We start from the raw sequence: 18,341 nt of genomic DNA, 5'->3' as shown, positions 1-18,341 counted from the left end.
ATTATTGTCCGTTATCTTTTTGATAAAGCCACTTTACCATATCAGCATAAAGCTGGTTGATTCCCCCCTCGTTATCAAACACATCCATATTGACAGCAACTAGTGCATAACGAGGATTTTGGTAGGGAAAATAACCGGCAAACCACTTGTTATGCAGCTGTTTCCCATCTTTATACTTTCCCGTTTCTGCAGTTCCTGATTTGCCGGCAACTTCGTAGGGAAGGCTCTGGAACCAACGGCCGGTTCCATGTTCATTGATAACAACCTCTCTAAGAAGCTTTTGGAGCTTCATAGCAGTATAAGGAGCAATCGTGTCTCCTGGTATTGCCTTATTATCAAATTCCGTCATCGTTGTTTTATTTTTATATTCAATTTTGGAAACAGCTTTGACCATTTCCTTTTTTCCGCCTCTTGCTATCGTAGCCATCATGCTGGCAACAGCTAATGGGATGCCCTCACCTCATGCTGGCCAATTCCTGACATGGCCACAAAATTGTTGTCTTTTCTTGTTTCAGTCGATAAAAAAACTCTTCCTTTTTCCTCATCCATCAGCTGTTTGAAATTTTCTGTGTGATAAACATTTCCATGCCAGCCAACTGGACCTGTTAAGGATAATTTAGCAGCATAATCCTCCAGTATTCCTGGGTCAATATCTTTTAATTCTACTGCCAGCTGGCCAAAGGCATGATTACAGCTCCTTGCAAAACTATCCTCAAAATTTAGCATGCCGTAGTTATATTTTAAATCTGGCTTTCCATTAATCTTTTTGCTACAGTCAAATCTTCTGGAAGGATTATCAAGATTATGGTCAATTGCCGCAGCTGCCACGACTGTTTTAAAGACAGAGCCCATAATTTGCTGCTTTAACATCAAATTTGTTATTCCTGCACCATTATATGGATTCTTCTTTTGGATCAATGGCCGTGAAACCATTGCAAGGATACTGCTGTCCTCTATGTCAAGAAGGACCAATCCGCCCTTTTTTATCCCATATTCATCAGCAAGTTCCTCTGCTTTTCGCTGTGCATCGAGGTCGATTGTCGTTTTAATATTGACTGGATAAAAAGGATTCGCTGGATCAACATAGCGCACATTTACTCCAAATAGCGGTGCACCATCGCCATCTACATGATAAACTAGCTTAGATTTCCCTTCAGGAAGAAGAAACTCATCAAAGCTTTCTTGAAGCCCGGATATTCCAATCAGTGTTTGCTTGGATAATTTTTTGTCAGGATATCGGTTACTAAGTTCGTTCGGATTTTCACCAATCATGCCGATCAATTGCTCAGCAGGTATGCCAGAGCGCTCAAATTTTCTTTCTACTGCAAAAACTCCTGGTATTTTTAATTCGTTTATTTGCTCTGTTTGGGAAACAGACAGTTCGAGTGGATGAGGGTCACCAAAGGAGAATGGATTATTTGCTTTATTGACGGCTTCTGCCAGTTCACTTCTTGAAACGCCTATTATTTCTGCCACTGCCCCCTCATTCCATTTTATTTTTTTCAAAAAAGGAAAAAGGACTAGGACCCGTAATTTTTTATGTGTCAGCAATTCACCATTTCTGTCCAGGAAATCTCCACGCCCATTATCGATTACCAGCTCCTGTGTCCTTTGCCTTACACTTTCTTCGAGAAGGTTTATATTTCTAGATGTAAATGTTTCTGTTTCAACCAATTGAATTTGAATAAGCCTGGCCAATAGTAAGGAAAACCCTATAAAAGAAAACACCAGCCACCCAATAGCCCTTTTTCTCCACATAAAAACACCTCGTCAAAAGTGTTGACGAGGTTGCCTTTTTCAAACTTATAGAGCCAAAAATAAAAGCGCTCACAAAAAATGAGCGCATTTCCATTATTTAATAGAGGTAATTCGAACGCTCATTTCTCCGCCTGGAGTCTGTACAGAAACTTCGTCTCCAACCTTTTTACCCATGAGGCTCTTAGCAATCGGTGAATCATTGGAAATTTTCCCTTCAAATGGGTCTGCTTCCGCACTTCCGACAATTGTATATGTTTCTTCGTCGCCATTCGGAAGTTCAACGAAGGTAACAGAGCTGCCAAGTGAAACGGCATCGCTTGCCATATCGCCCTCTGCTATGATTTTTGCATTTCTGACCATATTTTCAAGCGTTGTAATGCGGCCTTCCACAAATGCCTGCTCTTCTTTAGCAGAATCATATTCAGAGTTCTCCGATAAGTCACCGAAGCTTCTCGCGATTTTAATACGCTCAACTACTTCTTTTCGTTTAACAGATTTTAAATGCTCCAATTCCTGTACAAGTTTATCTTTACCTGCCTGTGTCATTGGAAATACTTTTTCTGTAGCCAAAACCATTCACTCCTTCTAGTCTTCACAATCCCCCAACAGACTGTGTTAAGTTATGTAGCCCCCATAAAGGCATAAATACATAGGAGCGCGTCCTTTTAAAGGGCGCGCAATAATAAAGTTTATGAAAAAGGCAATGTTATAATTCTTTCTTTCATTTGCTATTGTTTCATAAAATTGACTTTTGTTCAAGAATTGTTTGAATTTTTGTGACCATTAAATCGATGGCAACATGGTTGTGGCCGCCCTCAGGAATGATAATATCAGCATAACGCTTTGTAGGCTCGATAAATTGGTTATGCATGGGACGAACAACATTAACATATTGTTCAATGACAGAATCCATTGTGCGTCCGCGTTCTTTAATATCACGCATTAAACGTCGGATGATCCGCAGGTCTCCGTCAGTATCCACGTATAATTTAATATCCATTAAGTCACGAAGACGCTCATCTTCAAGGATTAAAATACCTTCAAGAATAATAACATCCTTCGGGTCAACTGGAATAATTTCATCAGAACGGGTATGGACTGAATAGTCATATACTGGCTTGTCAATCGCTTCATAACGGAGCAGCTTTTCAATATGCTCAATCATCAAATCATTATCAAACGCTAAAGGATGGTCATAATTTGTCTTCAGACGCTCTTCAAAAGGAAGGGTGCTCTGATCCTTATAATAATAGTCCTGCTCTAAAATTAAAATAGAATGACCTTTAAAGCTCTCGTATATTGCTTTTGTAACACTTGTCTTTCCTGAGCCGGATCCTCCGGCGACACCAATAACAACGGGTTTGCGTTCCATTCTAGTTCTCCTTCCGCATCATGTTGTTAGGGTAAACCGGCTTGTCCAACTTGAATTGTACAATTTGAAGCGGATGGCGTGCTACATCCAGTTCATTACCTTTTTCATCCCAAATTTTATCAATAACATGAGTAAAGTTTTCTATTTCCGGACCAAAGAATTCTACTTCCTGGCCAGGTTTAAAGTTATTCCTTTGCTGCAGTGTAACCATTTGAGTTTCCTTATTGTAATCCAATACAAGTCCGGCAAAATCAAAAGTAGTCTTTTTGCTATGATTGCCAAACATTTGCTCTTTATACCCTGGAATTCCTTCAAAGAAGGCAGGAGCTGTTTCACGATTTGCGCATTTATCAAGCTCTTTTAACCATTCTGGATTAATTACAAAGTTATCAGGATCTGCACAGTACGCGTCAATCACTTTACGATATACGCTGACAACTGTAGCAACATAGTGGATTGATTTCATCCGTCCTTCAATTTTCAAGCTGTCGACGCCAAGCTCAATCATCCTAGGTATGGCCTGGATAAGATTGAGGTCCTTTGGGCTCATAGCAAATGCTGCATCATTTTCGTCAAAAAGAGGCGTTTCACTGTTTCCATCCTGCTGATAGAGATCATAATCCCATCTGCATGACTGGCAGCAGCCACCCCTGTTTGAGTCCCTGGCAGTCATATGGTTGCTAAGGGTACAACGGCCTGAATATGCGATACACATTGCTCCATGAATAAATGCCTCAATTTCAATGTCAACCTTTTCCTTCATTTCGCGTATTTCTTCTGCACCTGTTTCACGTGCCAGTACGACACGTTCAAGCCCTTCTTCTTTCCAGAATTGGACAGCCTTCCAATTCGATAATGATTGCTGGGTACTTAGGTGCACTTCGATTTCCGGTGCAACGCGGCGGCAAGTTTCAATAATAAGCGGATCAGCTACAATAATACCGGCCACTCCTGCTTCACGCAGACCAAGAAGGTAATCTTCCAGCCCATCAATGTTCTCATTATGTGCGAATATATTGGTTGTAACATAAATTTTCGCTCCGAATTTTTTGGCGAACTCTACTCCCTCTTTCATTTCCTCAAAAGTAAAGTTATCGGCGTTCGAACGAAGGCCATACTCCTGGCCGCCAATAAATACGGCATCTGCTCCATATTGAACGGCAATCTTCAGCTTTTCCAGGTTGCCCGCAGGTGCGAGAAGCTCAGGCTTTATGACAATGACACGTTTACCATCGACAATCTCTGAAATTCTTTCCTTCACTGCACTCATGGTCAAATACCTCCTCTATTACTTAATAAACTGTTTCTTTAAAGAAGAATCCTGTATCAAATGGACGGTTAGGCGGTTGAATTGCCTCCAGCTCTGATAAAAGGTTTTCCTTTTCTTCTTCATAACGTTCAGGGTCTTCAAAGTATAAATCCATAGCTTTTCTGTATGCTTTTGTAACTGCAAGAATGTATTCAGGGCTTTTTAATATGCCGTCAATTTTAAATGAATCCACGCCAGCCTCTAGCATTTCACCAAGCTCATCAATGACGCAGATATCGTTCGGACTCATAATATGGGTTCCATTTTCATCTTCGAAAATCGGATATTTATTTTCCCGTTCTTTATCATGCAAAAACATATTCTTCTGCTGCTTACGATTTTCTATTTCCATTGCCTTGTCCTGGTATAAAAAATAATTCCCAAGAAGAGAACGTTTTGATTGGAACATACAAGTCATACCATGCACCTGCACTTCTATCTCAACTTCAGCATGCTCTTTCATTTCAACAATGGCATCCAAATTGATTTCACGGGCAAGGACAGCTCTTTTTGCGCCCTTTCTTCCCCAGTAATTGCATGTATACCAATTTGTGGCCGTCGTTTCAGTATTCCAGTGCAGCTTCATTTCCGGCGCAACCTCTTTCGCGGTCATTAATACCGCAGGATCACCAAAAATGATGGCATCCGCACCTGATTCCGACGCGAAACGAGTATAATCCTTTAATTCCTCGATCTTTTCATTGTGGAAAATAGCATTCATTGCTATATATACCTTTTTCCCTTTTGAATGGGCAAGTTCAATCGCCTTTTTTGTGTCATCGCGGTTAAATTCACCGGCAAGACGTAAGCCAAAACGCTGTTCTCCCAACACAAATGCATCAGCTCCTGCTTCTGCTAAAGGGATTATATCCTCAACCGTTACAGGCGTAACTAATAATTCTGGTTTTTTCATTGACGATCACCTCTTTTTTTACTGACTGGCCACTCCATCCCCTACTGGCAAAATGACTGAATGATAATCAGGATGCTCCATGAGCCAATGGTTAAAGTCATTAATTTTTTTGACAAGATTTCTGATTCGTTTATTTTCAATATCATCTTCACATACAAGGCCTTTAAATAAGACATTATCTGTAATAATGATTCCGTCTTCATGCAAATAGCGCGAATAAAGTTCGAAAAACTTCTTGTACTGCCCTTTTGCTGCATCAATAAAAATTGCATCGTATGGGGCATGGATGCTGATTTCCGCTTCCACTTCAAGCGCATCGCCTTTGATAATCAATATTTCCTTATCCTGGCCGGAACGGCTAATGAATTGTTCGGCCAGCTGCAGCCGTTCTTCATCCCGCTCAATTGTAACGATTTTCGCATCTGGAACTGCATAGGACATTCTTAATGCGGAGTAACCTATCGCTGTTCCTACTTCAAGAATAGCTTTTGGATTTTGCAGACGGAGAATCTGAAGAAGCGCTTCAATCCCTGCTAACTCCATGATGGGGACACCGTTGTCTCTTGCATAGGCTTCCATTTCCACAAGCAATCCGTTCCGTGCGGGTATAAGATTTTCTATATAAGAATGCAGCTTATCATTCATCAAGCTGCCTCACCTCTATCCGTAGAATACAATCTTCTTTAAACATGAAAAAATAGCGTACACAGTAAGGAGGTGGCATAAATGTTCCAATTTATGCGGTAACGGAGCAGAAAACTGCATCATCCTTGCTTGACTGTGAGTTACGCTATCGAGAGTTTAATGAATTAAAACACTTGAACAATTTTAACATAAAAGAAGGGAAAAAGCGAACTTTTCCCCCATAAAACGACATTATTTTTTACTAGAAATATGCTTTGCTTTTTCCCTGTTATGCTCATCAAGTGTTTTAGTAAAAATAACCGTTCCATCCGAAGCAGCAAGAAAGTATAAAAAGTCGGTTTTTTCAGGATTTAATGCGGCTTCTATCGACATTTTTCCTGCATTCGCAATCGGTCCAGGCGGAAGTCCAGAATTTTTATAAGTATTGTATGGAGATTTCACTTCTAAATCCTTATAAAAAACCCGATCCTTATGTTTTCCCTGGGCGTAAAGGACAGTAGGATCTGTTTGAAGCGGCATCCCTTTTGCTATACGGTTGTAAAAAACACTCGCTATTTTATGTCTATCCGCTTTTTGAGTAGCTTCCTCCTCAATAAGTGATGCCATAGTTAGCAGCTGATGAGGCTTGAGGTTTTTCTGTTTCATCTGGCCTTTATATGCCTCTATAACAATTTGCGTTTTATCAAGCATAACCTTGACCATTTCATCTACTGTCGGCTTTTCCTTATAAAATGGATAAGTAGCAGGGAATAGGTAGCCTTCCAGAGGGTATATTACATTTTTGCTCAATATATCCTGCGAAAGCACATCCGGATATTCCTTTATCAGAGACTGGATAAAATTCCGGTCATTCAGCCTTTTAAAGACATCCGTCTCCGGTTTATTTGCGGCCTTCGAAAGAATTAAAGCAATTTCCTTCAGTTGTTTTCCTTCTGGAATGGTGACCCTGACTGTCTCTTTTTGAAATACTTTCCCTGTTTTTAGACTTTTAACAATTTCACGTACAGTCATGGATGGGCTTAATTGATATTCCCCTGCCATAAAACCTGCTTCGTGGTTCAGTTTCACATAGAGTTTAAAAACGTGGGCATCTTTAATAATGCCTTTATCCTCAAGGGTACTGGCTATACCGGAAACCGATGAACCTATTGGGACTTCAACCGTCCTTTGCTCTCTGCTCCCCGGGCTGACTGGCTTTAATGCAGACTTAAAATACATATAGCCTCCGCCGCTTATAACAGCAGCCGCTATGATAATGGCTGCAGCAATGGTCATTACTTTCCTTTTTGATTTTCCTTCTTCATTTAGAAGCTCTTTTAGTTTCTTAATTATTGTATCAAATATCAATTTGCTCCCCCTCGTTGTCTGGCAGGGCTGTTAAAATGATAATCATATAATAAACCCATACGTTATTTGGCACGTAATAATTTGAGCATACACAGCGAAAAATGTCAATTTAAGCAGAAATATTGTCCGTCAAAAAGAAAAAACCGACCAAAACTTTCTGCCGGTTTTTTCTGGAATTTAATTATTCGCCTTCTTCTTGTTCATCAAGGAAGGTGTTCAGCATTTCTTCAATCATATCCCATTCTTCGTCTGATTCGACTGGCATTAACTCGCCGTCAGCATTATCTTCAGTTGGCATAAAAGCCGATGCATGGATTTCGATTTCATCCTCATCGTCTTCTTCTGCTCCTACTGGATAGTAAAGAACGTAAGACTTGCCAAACTCCTCTGAGTCAAATGTGAAAAGCACCTCACATAATTGTTCGTTACCTTCTTCATCTACTACTGTAATATTATTTTCTCCGTGATTCATATCGTCACCTCATTAGTTTTTGCTATCTAGATAGCCTTGTAAAATAAGAACAGCAGCCATTTTATCAATGACTTTCTTCCTCTTTTTCCTGCTCATGTCTGCTTCTAGCAGTACCCGTTCTGCAGCCATTGTGGTAAGGCGCTCGTCCCATAAAACAGCTGGAACGGCAAACCTTGTTTCCACTTCGGCTGCAAAACGCTGGCTGGCTTCACCACGCGGTCCAATAGAGCCATTCATGTTTTTAGGCAGGCCAATTACAACCTTGCTTACCTCATACTCTTTTATTAATTGACCAATTTCCTCAAAACCAAACTCATTTTTTTCTTCATCGATTTTGAGTGTTTTCAGCCCTTGTGCTGTCCAGCCCAGCTCATCACTGACGGCAACTCCGACAGTTTTAGAGCCCACATCCAAACCCATTGTGCGCATTATTAAACCTCTCGTTGCTGTTTTAAATAGGATTTTACCAGTTCTTCAATAATTTCATCCCGTTCAAGCTTACGGATGATGTTTCTGGCATCCCGATGGCGGGGAATATATGCAGGATCCCCGGATAAAAGGTAGCCCACAATTTGATTAATGGGATTGTAACCCTTGTCCTGGAGAGCTTCATATACCTGGTACAGTACCTCATTGACATCATGTTCGAAAGGCTCTTCTGGAAAATTGAATCTCATCGTTTTATCAAATGAGCTCATTACATGCACCTCGCGATTTTAATAGCGGTGAGAACCATCCTTATTTACCTTCATTTTACACTACTTTGCTTTATTATCAAATTGATTTTACCCATTCATCGACAAATTGAAGCGCACTATCCAGTTTTTCCGGATCCTTTCCGCCTGCCTGAGCCATATCAGGGCGTCCGCCGCCTCCGCCGCCGCATCTTGTTGCTACTTCTTTAATGAGTTTGCCAGCATGGTAACCTTTATCAATTAAATCTTTTGTGACAGCACCAATAAGGTTGACCTTCCCTTCCTGCACACTCCCTAATAGCACTATGGCAGAACCAAGCTTCGATTTCAAATCATCTGCCATATTTCGCAGATTATTCATATCTGCTGCTTGTACTTTAGCAGCCAGGACGGTAACACCATTGATTTCCTTGGCATTTGAAACAAGGCTTCCTGCTTCAATATTACCTAGTTTTGCAGCCAGGGATTCGTTTTCACGCTGAAGCTGTTTCATTTCAGCAAGTAAAGCGTCAAGGCGATTAACAACTTCTTTAGGGCTGGTTTTTATTTTTTCAGCTGCGTCCTTCAAAAGGCCAACCTGTTCATTTAATAATTGATAGGCCCTTCACCTGTTACCGCTTCTATCCTTCGTGTGCCAGCACCAATCCCGCTTTCGGAAACAATTTTAAAAAGTCCTATAACAGATGTATTTGGAACATGGCATCCGCCGCAAAGCTCAAGGCTATAATCTCCAACCTTTACAACCCGGACGATGTCACCATACTTTTCGCCAAACAGCGCCATCGCGCCCATTTCTTTTGCTTCTGCGATTGGTTTTAAACTAATATCTACGTGAATGTTTTTCCAAATCTTTTCATTCACAATCTTTTCTACCATTTCAAGTTCTTCCGGCTTGACCTGCCCAAAATGCGAGAAGTCAAAACGAAGGCGGTCAGGTTCCACAAGGGAGCCGGCTTGATTTACATGGATTCCCAGAACATCCTTCAGAGCCTGGTGCAAAAGATGTGTCGCTGTATGGTTTTTAATCACTTTAATGCGGTTTTCTTCATCTACAAAGGCTGTAACCTGATGCCCTGTTTTTAATGTACCTGCTTCAACAACTGCCCGATGCAGGTTTTGGCCATTCGGTGCTTTTTGAACATCCTTTATTAGTACCTTAACACCTTCACCTTCCAGCACACCGCGGTCAGCAATTTGCCCGCCACTTTCTGCATAAAATGGTGTTTGGTCCAGAATAAGCTGAACTTCTTCGCCACTAGAAGCATTTTCTGCAAGCTGGCCGTCCTTAACGATAGCAGAAACAATAGAAGATGCTTGAAGCTGCTCATACCCAACGAAGGTACTTTCAGTTTTCAAATCACCTAATACCCCGCCCTGTACTTGCATTGAATCCATATCTTGGCGTGCAGCACGGTGCCGTTCCCTTTGAAGCCCCATTTCAGCTTCAAATCCGGCGTGATCCACTTTCATTCCCATTTCTTCCGCATATTCTTCTGTTAACTCAACAGGGAATCCGTATGTATCGTACAGGCGGAAAACATCTGCTCCTGCTATTGTGTCACTGCCCTTTTCTTTTTCCTTTTTCATAACATTTTCAAGAATAGCCAGCCCCTCATGCAGTGTTTCATGGAAACGCTCTTCCTCGTTTCTAATTACTTTTTGGATGAACTCTGTCTTATCTTTTACTTCCGGATAGAAATCGTACATGATTTCTCCAACAACTGGAACAAGTTCAAACATGAAAGGACGGTTAATGTTTATTTGCTTTGCATATCTTACAGCTCGGCGCAGAAGGCGGCGCAGGACATAGCCTCTTCCTTCGTTTGATGGCAATGCTCCATCCCCGACTGCGAATGCAACAGTTCTTATATGGTCTGCAATAACCTTGAACGCCACATCATTTTCTTTGTTTTCACCATACGGAACACCTGAAATCTCTTCAGTTGCACGGATGATTGGCATAAACAGGTCAGTTTCAAAATTGGTCGGAACATTTTGGACGACAGAAGCCATTCTTTCCAATCCCATTCCGGTATCAATGTTTTTCTTTGGAAGCGGTGTATATGTACCATCCGGGTTATGGTTGAATTGTGAAAATACCAGGTTCCAGACTTCGAGGTAACGCTCATTTTCACCGCCTGGGTATAGCTCAGGATCTTTTGGATCATTTCCATAAGCTTCTCCGCGATCATAGAAAATTTCTGTATTCGGGCCACTTGGACCTTCACCGATATCCCAGAAATTCCCTTCAAGGCGAATAATACGCTCCTCTGGTACACCTATTTTTTTATTCCAAAGTTCAAAAGCTTCATGATCCTCTGGATGGATTGTTACAGATAAAAGGTTTGGATCGAATCCAATCCAATTTTTATCAGTTAAGAACTCCCATGCCCATTCAATTGCTTCTTCCTTAAAATAATCTCCGATAGAGAAATTACCAAGCATCTCAAAGAAAGTATGGTGGCGGGCTGTTTTTCCGACATTCTCAATGTCATTTGTACGGATAGACTTCTGTGCATTTGTAATCCGAGGATTAGCAGGAATGACGCGCCCATCAAAATATTTTTTTAAAGTTGCCACACCGCTGTTAATCCACAACAAGGTAGGATCTTCATGTGGAACAAGTGGAGCACTAGGTTCAACCGCATGCCCTTTTTCCTTAAAGAAATCTAAAAACATTCTGCGTATTTGTGAACCGGATAAATTTTTCATAATAACTCAACTCCTATAAATTATTTTATTAATCTAGCTCCAGCGCCCAGCTCCTCGGGGTCATAAGCCAAATCACTCCAGAAATCAGGATTTCCTGCGTGATTCGTCTTATGCCTGTCGGAGCTAACCAGGGCTCTTACGCTTTTTTTGCAAAAAAGAACACAAAAAAGCCCTCATCCCTGACAGGGACGAGAGCATGCTCGCGGTACCACCCTGATTATGAATGCAAAATGCATAGCATCCATCTCTCAAAATCGCCTTAACGCGGCTCAACGGCAGTGATTAGCTGCACTCCGGATTAGCTTTCTGTTATCCTTCATCTGAAGCTTCTTTCAGCCTGGGAAGCTCCTCTCTTACGCGTGCTGGCACGTTCTGATGGACTATAACATACTTGATCCTTCAACATGTTCGAAATTAATATTCTATAGCCGAATTATAGCCAGCCTATTTTCGTTTGTCAATCAATCATAAGACAATAATGCAAAAAGCGAGGCTTTTTGTATTTTTCTATGACGACGGCTGTTTGCTTTTCCCATGTATGAAATGGTCCCTCGCATGGATCACACCCACCTTCAAAACTGCGAGCACCGGTACGGCAAGAATCAAACCTACTATACCGCCCACCTCTCCACCTGCCGTGAGGGCAAGCATAATTAATAGCGGATGCATATGAAGGCTCTTGCCAACAATAAAGGGCGATAATATATTTCCTTCAAGAAATTGGAGGCCAAAAATGATGATTAAAGTCGTAATAATTAATTTAGGAGACATTGTTGCCGCGATAATCATCGCCGGCACTGCTCCAATTATAGGACCAAAATAAGGTATCACATTTGTAATTCCAATAATGGCCCCTAGAAGAAGCGGATATTTTAGATGAAACATCCAAAATAACAGGGATGAAATTCCTCCAATAATGACACAGACGAGAAGCTGTCCCCTTATATAGCTACCTAATGAGGCATCCACATCCCTCAAAAAATGAATGCCCTGATGGCGCCATTTTTTTGGAGTCATGTACCAAACTGCTTTTTTTATCATATTAAAATCCTTCAGCATATAAAAAGCGATAAATGGAATCAGCGCCAGGATTAGCACAGAATTAAAAAAACGCAGCAGTATTCCAACCGCTATCGACAGAAGGGCGTCCAATTTTTTTTCGAAGGCGGCAATACCATCATTCATTCTACCCTGCAGGCCATCTGGCCAGGCTGCTGTATGAGATTGCAAGGTATGAACCCATTGCCTGTACTGTTCTGCCAGAAATGGAGCACTTTCCGACAATTCTTTTAATTGGCTGATAAAAGCGGGTATTCCCTTATAGCATAGAAAACCAAGCCCTCCAAAAAAAATGAAATAGATCAAAAAAATGGCGAGCCCTCTGTGCAGCCCTCTTTCGTGCAGGCCTTCAACTACTGGATGGAGCAGATAAGTAATAAAACCAGCAATGATAAACGGCAAGAGAATAAGGAAGGCTATTTGTAAAACAGGCATCCACACAAAGCGGATTTTCAAAAAAACGTATATAGCAATTAATAAAAGGAGTATAAAACCAATACGGTAATACCATTTCATTCGAATATCCAACAGTATATGCCTCCTTAGCCTTATTTTTGGAGGAAGAAGAAGGAATTATTCAGTAAAAATACAAAATCCCCCTCTGGGAAAAAGAGGGGGATGGAAATTAAAATAGGGCGCGGGTCATTTTCCTTTGCCATTTTTTCATCTGGCGGCCCGACATCATGTTATTTTTTTGTACATAATTATAGGCTACCATGCCAGCACCAAAGGCAATAGCTGAGGTAATCATTCTATTCATGCGTTTCACCTCTACTTAAAATTTATAGGGTGTAACGGCGATCTTCTTCTTCAAACAAGTCGTCTAATGAACTCAATGTACCATCTTCTTCGACCTGATGGGTTAGGATAAGACCTTTTGAAACAGTTAGTTCAATAAAGCAGCCCCAGCAGTAGTATTGATTTATGCCTATTTTCCCTATATCCTTGCTTTGGCAGTTTGGACATTTGAACATGGAAAGACACCTCACATCGGATTAGCGTCGACGATGATGGCATCCTTTCCAATCGCCGGCGGCTCTACGGAATTAATCACTCGTTTTCCCTCCGAAAGTTCAGAAAAGAAACCGTCCGTATATTCGTACCCTACGATTGTGCCCAATTCTTCCAGGAAATATACATCCTTCAATAAACCGACCGAATTACCCCTTTTCGTCATAATCATTTTTCCGCTAATGGAATTATGATGTGCAAAGGTATTTTCGGGAGGCGGCGCTTGCTTTAAAAGGCCTCTTCATTTTCGATCATGATCCCGTCTTGTCCGAAGAATGATACGTCTTTTATATCCAGAAAACAAGATTGTTTGAAAAATGCGCCTCTTTTTACAATCAGCCCTTTAATTTTACCGTTTGAAATGTTGATATCACAAACATGCCCAACTCTTTTTCCGGTTGATAAATTGTATATTGGCAATCCGTTGACTGTTAAAAATGTCCGCAAAGTGTTTCCCGCCTTTCCGAACATTCCTAGTTTCAGCCAAATCATATAAAATCATAAGGGGTAACGTTTTCCATTCCAATCATCGGATCGGCATCCATAAGCCTTTCTTCATAAGAAATGCCTGATAAAATTTCCGTATCTTCTTCAGAAGAGAGACCCTCGAAAATGGATTCCTGGAGTTTTAAACAAAGAGTTGTTTGCCTGCTCTGCTCGTCTGCCCGCTCAACCCCCATCCTAAGTGCGTCTTCTTCCCCGCAAAGAATTAGGAACTGTTTGCTCCTTGTAATGGCTGTATAAATTAGATTTCTTCTCAGCATTCTGTAGTAACCTTTTGTAATAGGCAAAATGACAATCGGGAACTCGCTCCCCTGTGATTTATGGACAGAACAGCAATATGCATGGGTGATTTGATTCAAATCCTGGCGTGTGTAGGTTACTTCCGTTCCTTCAAAGGAAATGATAACCATATCCTGCTTTTCCGTATTTTCTTTCGCATAAAAAATAGAAACGATTTCACCGATATCCCCATTAAAAACATTGCTTTCCGGCTGGTTAACAAGCTGAAGTACTTTGTCGCCAATTCGAAACTTTACATCACCAAAAGCTAATTCCTTCCTTGTACCATCCGGATTAGGATTGAATATTTCCTGGAGAAGCACATTTAAACGATCAATACCTGCAGGTCCTCTGTACATGGGGGCAAGCACTTGAATATCCCTCGCAGAATAACCCTTCTTTTTCGCATTCAGGGCTACCTTTTCGACCACCTGTGCAAGCTGTGGTGCAGAGCACTTTATAAATGACCTGTCCTTGCTCTGAACCGCGACATCTTCAGGCAAAAATCCTTTTTTAATCGCATGGGCCATTTGGATAATGGATGAACCTTCAGCCTGGCGGTAAATATCTGTTAATCGGACAGTCGGTATTCGTTCGGATTGCAGTAAATCCTTTAATACCTGGCCAGCGCCAACAGAGGGCAATTGGTCTTCATCACCGACAACAATAACCTGAATATGAGGCGGAAGTGCTTTAAACAGTTGATTTGCCAGCCATATATCAACCATGGAAGTTTCATCTACTATCAGGATTTTCCCTTCAAGGGGACTTGCTTCATCACGATCAAATCCTTCGGTGCCGTTGAACCCAAGCAGCCTATGTATTGTGACAGCAGGAAGTCCTGTTGATTCACTCATCCGTTTTGCTGCTCTTCCTGTAGGGGCTGCAAGTAAAAAAGGAAATGGCTCGTCCTTTTTTTGATAATCCTTTGGCTCGAGTGAACACCCATGCAGTTCAGCGTAGAGTTCGACAATTCCCTTTATTACCGTTGTTTTCCCTGTTCCGGGTCCGCCTGTTAAAATAAGCATCGGCGACATCAGCGCCTTTTGAATCGCATCCCTCTGGGTCGGTGCATATTCAACCTTGAGCCTTTCTTCCAAATTTCCTAATGCCAGCAGGAATTCTGATTCTGGAAATTGCTCTGCGTATTCTGTCTGCTGCAAAATTCTCTTGATACTTGTAACGAGCCCTTTTTCGGAAAAATAGAGAGATGGAAGATAAATCCGCTTATCTTCAACAATTAATTTCCCTTCTTCTTCAAGGGCGATAATTTGACCAGAGATTTCAGTAAACTCGATTTGATCTCGTTTGTTCTCCTCAAGCAGCGCCTTTACTTTCTCGAGCAGTTCCTTTGCATGTGTAAAGACATGCCCGGTCTGCATACTTTCATATTCAAGCGTATACAGGCAAGCCGCTTTGATCCGGTCTGGATGGCTGCCGGAAATTCCAAGCTGATAGCCGAGTTCATCAGCACGTCCAAAACCGATGCCCTCCACAGTCTCTACAAGCTGATAAGGATTTTTACGGATGACTTCGATTGTTTCCTCTTTATAAGACTGGTAAATTTTCATTGCCAATTGATGCCCAATCCGAAGGAATTTAGCGTTACCATTACTTGCTCGAGCCCCTGATGTTCCATCAGTGAATCGTATAATAATTTTGCTTTTTCAGGAGGAAGCTTCGGAACTGAGTCAAGCAGGGAAGGCTGATTCAAAATCTTTGTAATCGCATTTTCACCCAGGGCATCCACAATATTTTCAGCTGTCCTTTTCCCAATCCCTTTAAAAAGGTCACTTGATAAGTATGCGACAACTCCCTGTTTTGTCTGGGGCATATCTTTACGGAAGTGGCTTGCGTGAAATTGGACACCAAATTTCGGATTGTCTTTAAACTCTCCATAAAAAATATATGTTTCTTGTTCATGTATTTTTGGAAAGTAGCCTGTAATGACAGCCTCTTTATCCTCGTATGAATCATTCGTTTCTTCAACACGGATTCTCATAACGGTGTAAAGATTTTGTTCATTATGAAAAATAGTGACCAAATGCCTGCCTTTAACAAATTTCCCCTGCTCTTCAAACAAATCCAGTGAGTCCTGTTTGCTCATTTGCTCCCCTCCTTTCTGACTGAGGCTTTTTACTTTTCTCCTTGTTCAATTACCTTTTTCACATAGCTTGCAAGCGGATGGCCAGGCTGTACCTCAAGAGCCTTGTTGAACATAGCAAGAGCTTTCTCTTCCTGATCCTGAAGTCCATATGCAACGCCAAGATTATAAAACGCATCAGCATGCTCTGGCTCAAGCTCCGTACACTTTTCAAATTGAACAATTGCTTGATCAATCAGCTCCTGCTGGGCAAGAAGCATTCCATATTGGAAGCGGGCCTCGGCATCATTTTCATCCAGTTCTACACATCTTTGCAAATACGGAAGCGCAAGTCTGTTCTGCTCCAACTGAATAAGTGACATTGCCAGCATAAAATAATTATCACTTGTCTGAAGGCCTATTTTCATGGCTTTTTCGAACATATTTGATGCTTCTTTAAAACGCTCCTGATTAAAGTAAAGATTGCCCGCACTATAATAAGCAGCCGCAGCATTTTCATCAAGCTCGATTGCTTTTTCATAAAATTTCATCGCTTTTTCTTCCTCACCGACCGCAGCCAGTACATTCCCAAAATTGATATAGGCAACTGGATCAGCGTTATTTTCTTCAATGGCTTCATTGAATATTTTTGCCGCCTCTTCCCATTTACCCTCCTGCATATATTGAATTCCTAATTGGTTTTTATCCATGTCGAATCACTCACTTTCACAGAAAAGCGTAAGCGCCTTGGTCACCCCCGACAGGCATAAGACGAATCACGCAGTCATCCTCGAAAAAGCTAACGCTTTTCCTTCGTGCGATGCGGATGCTCCCGCAGGACTTCTTGTCCTGATTTCTGGAGTGATTTGGCTTATGACCCCGAGGGGTTAGGTGCTGAAGCTAGACAATAAATTATTTTTCAACGCAATAAGCAGTTTTATAAAAGCCTATTCTTCTTTACAGTTGAAAGTATAGCATAATCTTTGCGACTGTTTAAAATGAAAAAAGGAAAACCCCGATTTCTTTTCGAAACCGGGGTTTGATTATTATCCTACATACGTTAGGCGTTTGCCGTCTTTGAAAACATCGTCAATTGTACCGCCGCCGAGGCACTCATCTCCATGATAAAATACGACAGCCTGTCCAGGTGTTACCGCCCTGATTGGCTCGGCAAAGATAACTTCTGCACGATTATTATCAAGGACCTTAACTGTGACCTTATTGTCTTCCTGGCGATAGCGGAATTTTGCGGTGCATACGAAGGTTTCAGGCTTCGCTGCATCGGAAACCCAACTGATATTCACTGCATTGATTGAATGGGAATACAGCTTTTCATTATGGAATCCCTGTCCTACATATAGAACATTTCGTTCAAGGTCTTTACCAATGGCAAACCAGGGATCGCCTGAGCCGCCTATGCCAAGCCCGTGGCGCTGGCCGATCGTATAGTACATCAATCCATCGTGTTTTCCCTTTATTTCCCCTTCCAGCGTTTCCATATTGCCGGGCTGGGCAGGAAGGTATTGCGCCAGGAACTCCTTAAAGTTTCTTTCACCAATAAAGCAAATGCCTGTACTGTCTTTCTTTGCTGCTGTGGCAAGGCCAGCCTCAGTAGCAAGCTCTCTCACCCTTGGTTTTTCCAGGTTTCCTATTGGAAACATTACCTTGCTAAGCTGATCCTGTGTCAGCTGGTTAAGGAAATACGTCTGGTCTTTATTTTCATCAAGGCCGCGGAGCATTTTATATTCCCCATCCCTGAATTCTACCTGGGCGTAGTGGCAGGTTGCCAGGTAATCCGCGCCAAGTTTTATGGCATGCTCTAAAAATGCCTTGAATTTAATTTCTTTGTTACACATGACATCGGGATTCGGAGTTCTTCCCGCTTTATATTCATCCAGGAAATAGGTAAACACCTTTTCCCAATATTGTTTTTCAAAATTCACAGCATAATAAGGGATGCCAATTTGATTGCATACCCGGATCACATCGTTGTAGTCCTCAGTCGCAGTGCATACTCCATTTTCATCCGTATCATCCCAGTTTTTCATGAATATACCGATAACATCATAGCCCTGCTGCTTTAATAAAAGAGCCGCAACAGAGGAATCCACCCCTCCGGACATGCCAATAACAACCCGTGTATCCTTAGGATCCTTCTTTTCCATAAATTTCACCTCACATT

At 41.6% G+C, this 18,341-nt stretch carries 15 protein-coding genes and 4 pseudogenes; all 19 read right to left on the bottom strand.

Translation table 11 applies throughout. The features are described 5' to 3' along the window. Position 1: 1 nt before the first annotated feature. Positions 2–1,758: pseudogene (locus RCG23_RS18605) on the bottom strand (peptidoglycan D,D-transpeptidase FtsI family protein). Positions 1,759–1,851: 93 nt separating this feature from the next. Next, a complete protein-coding gene (gene greA / locus RCG23_RS18600) occupies positions 1,852–2,328 on the bottom strand; it encodes a transcription elongation factor GreA (protein ID WP_308176885.1) in 477 nt (158 codons plus the stop codon). A gap of 166 nt (positions 2,329–2,494) precedes the next feature. Then, complete coding sequence (gene udk / locus RCG23_RS18595) at positions 2,495–3,130, bottom strand: uridine kinase (RefSeq protein ID WP_308176884.1); 636 nt, start codon at positions 3,128–3,130, stop codon at positions 2,495–2,497. A gap of 1 nt (position 3,131) precedes the next feature. Continuing rightward, positions 3,132–4,400 carry a peptidase U32 family protein gene (locus RCG23_RS18590; RefSeq protein ID WP_308176883.1) on the bottom strand — a complete coding sequence of 423 codons (1,269 nt, stop codon included), beginning with the start codon at positions 4,398–4,400 and terminating at the stop codon, positions 3,132–3,134. A 22-nt stretch (positions 4,401–4,422) separates the two neighbouring features. Continuing rightward, complete coding sequence (locus RCG23_RS18585) at positions 4,423–5,352, bottom strand: peptidase U32 family protein (protein WP_308176882.1); 930 nt, start codon at positions 5,350–5,352, stop codon at positions 4,423–4,425. Beyond that, positions 5,349–5,997, bottom strand: a pseudogene (locus RCG23_RS18580) (O-methyltransferase). The gene RCG23_RS18585 and the pseudogene RCG23_RS18580 overlap by 4 nt, the downstream one beginning before the upstream one ends. 231 nt (positions 5,998–6,228) lie before the next feature. Next, entirely contained in the window at positions 6,229–7,344 is a 1,116-nt protein-coding gene (gene mltG / locus RCG23_RS18575) for an endolytic transglycosylase MltG (RefSeq protein WP_374049765.1), read from the bottom strand. Between the two features lie 181 nt (positions 7,345–7,525). Next, positions 7,526–7,816 carry a DUF1292 domain-containing protein gene (locus tag RCG23_RS18570; protein WP_308176880.1) on the bottom strand — a complete coding sequence of 97 codons (291 nt, stop codon included), beginning with the start codon at positions 7,814–7,816 and terminating at the stop codon, positions 7,526–7,528. Between the two features lie 12 nt (positions 7,817–7,828). After that, positions 7,829–8,245: a Holliday junction resolvase RuvX gene (gene ruvX, locus RCG23_RS18565; RefSeq protein ID WP_308176879.1), complete on the bottom strand. Its 417-nt coding sequence runs from the start codon at positions 8,243–8,245 to the stop codon at positions 7,829–7,831. Positions 8,246–8,247: 2 nt separating this feature from the next. Next, positions 8,248–8,514: an IreB family regulatory phosphoprotein gene (locus RCG23_RS18560; protein WP_308176878.1), complete on the bottom strand. Its 267-nt coding sequence runs from the start codon at positions 8,512–8,514 to the stop codon at positions 8,248–8,250. Between the two features lie 76 nt (positions 8,515–8,590). Continuing rightward, positions 8,591–11,223: pseudogene (gene alaS, locus RCG23_RS18555) on the bottom strand (alanine--tRNA ligase). A gap of 507 nt (positions 11,224–11,730) precedes the next feature. Next, positions 11,731–12,810 (bottom strand): AI-2E family transporter, encoded by a 1,080-nt coding sequence (locus RCG23_RS18550; RefSeq protein ID WP_308176877.1) that lies wholly within the window; start codon positions 12,808–12,810, stop codon positions 11,731–11,733. Positions 12,811–12,907: 97 nt separating this feature from the next. After that, on the bottom strand, positions 12,908–13,042 hold the full coding sequence (locus tag RCG23_RS18545) for a YrzQ family protein (protein WP_308176876.1): 135 nt from the start codon (positions 13,040–13,042) through the stop codon (positions 12,908–12,910). 22 nt (positions 13,043–13,064) lie between these two features. Further along, positions 13,065–13,256 carry a hypothetical protein gene (locus tag RCG23_RS18540; RefSeq protein WP_308176875.1) on the bottom strand — a complete coding sequence of 64 codons (192 nt, stop codon included), beginning with the start codon at positions 13,254–13,256 and terminating at the stop codon, positions 13,065–13,067. 11 nt (positions 13,257–13,267) lie between these two features. Beyond that, positions 13,268–13,459 carry a PRC-barrel domain-containing protein gene (locus RCG23_RS18535; RefSeq protein ID WP_308176874.1) on the bottom strand — a complete coding sequence of 64 codons (192 nt, stop codon included), beginning with the start codon at positions 13,457–13,459 and terminating at the stop codon, positions 13,268–13,270. Between the two features lie 62 nt (positions 13,460–13,521). Continuing rightward, positions 13,522–13,740, bottom strand: a complete 219-nt coding sequence (locus RCG23_RS18530) for a PRC-barrel domain-containing protein (protein WP_308176873.1) — start codon at positions 13,738–13,740, stop codon at positions 13,522–13,524. 41 nt (positions 13,741–13,781) lie between these two features. Beyond that, positions 13,782–16,183: pseudogene (locus tag RCG23_RS18525) on the bottom strand (ATP-dependent RecD-like DNA helicase). A 29-nt stretch (positions 16,184–16,212) separates the two neighbouring features. Next, complete coding sequence (locus RCG23_RS18520) at positions 16,213–16,869, bottom strand: tetratricopeptide repeat protein (RefSeq protein ID WP_308176872.1); 657 nt, start codon at positions 16,867–16,869, stop codon at positions 16,213–16,215. 336 nt (positions 16,870–17,205) lie between these two features. Further along, a complete protein-coding gene (mnmA, locus tag RCG23_RS18515; RefSeq protein WP_308176871.1) occupies positions 17,206–18,324 on the bottom strand; it encodes a tRNA 2-thiouridine(34) synthase MnmA in 1,119 nt (372 codons plus the stop codon). Positions 18,325–18,341 lie beyond the last annotated feature (17 nt).

It is taken from the genome of Neobacillus sp. PS3-34, from assembly GCF_030915465.1.
GTDB lineage: Bacteria > Bacillota > Bacilli > Bacillales > Cytobacillaceae > Neobacillus_A.
This window is presented reverse-complemented; position numbering and strand designations above follow the sequence as displayed.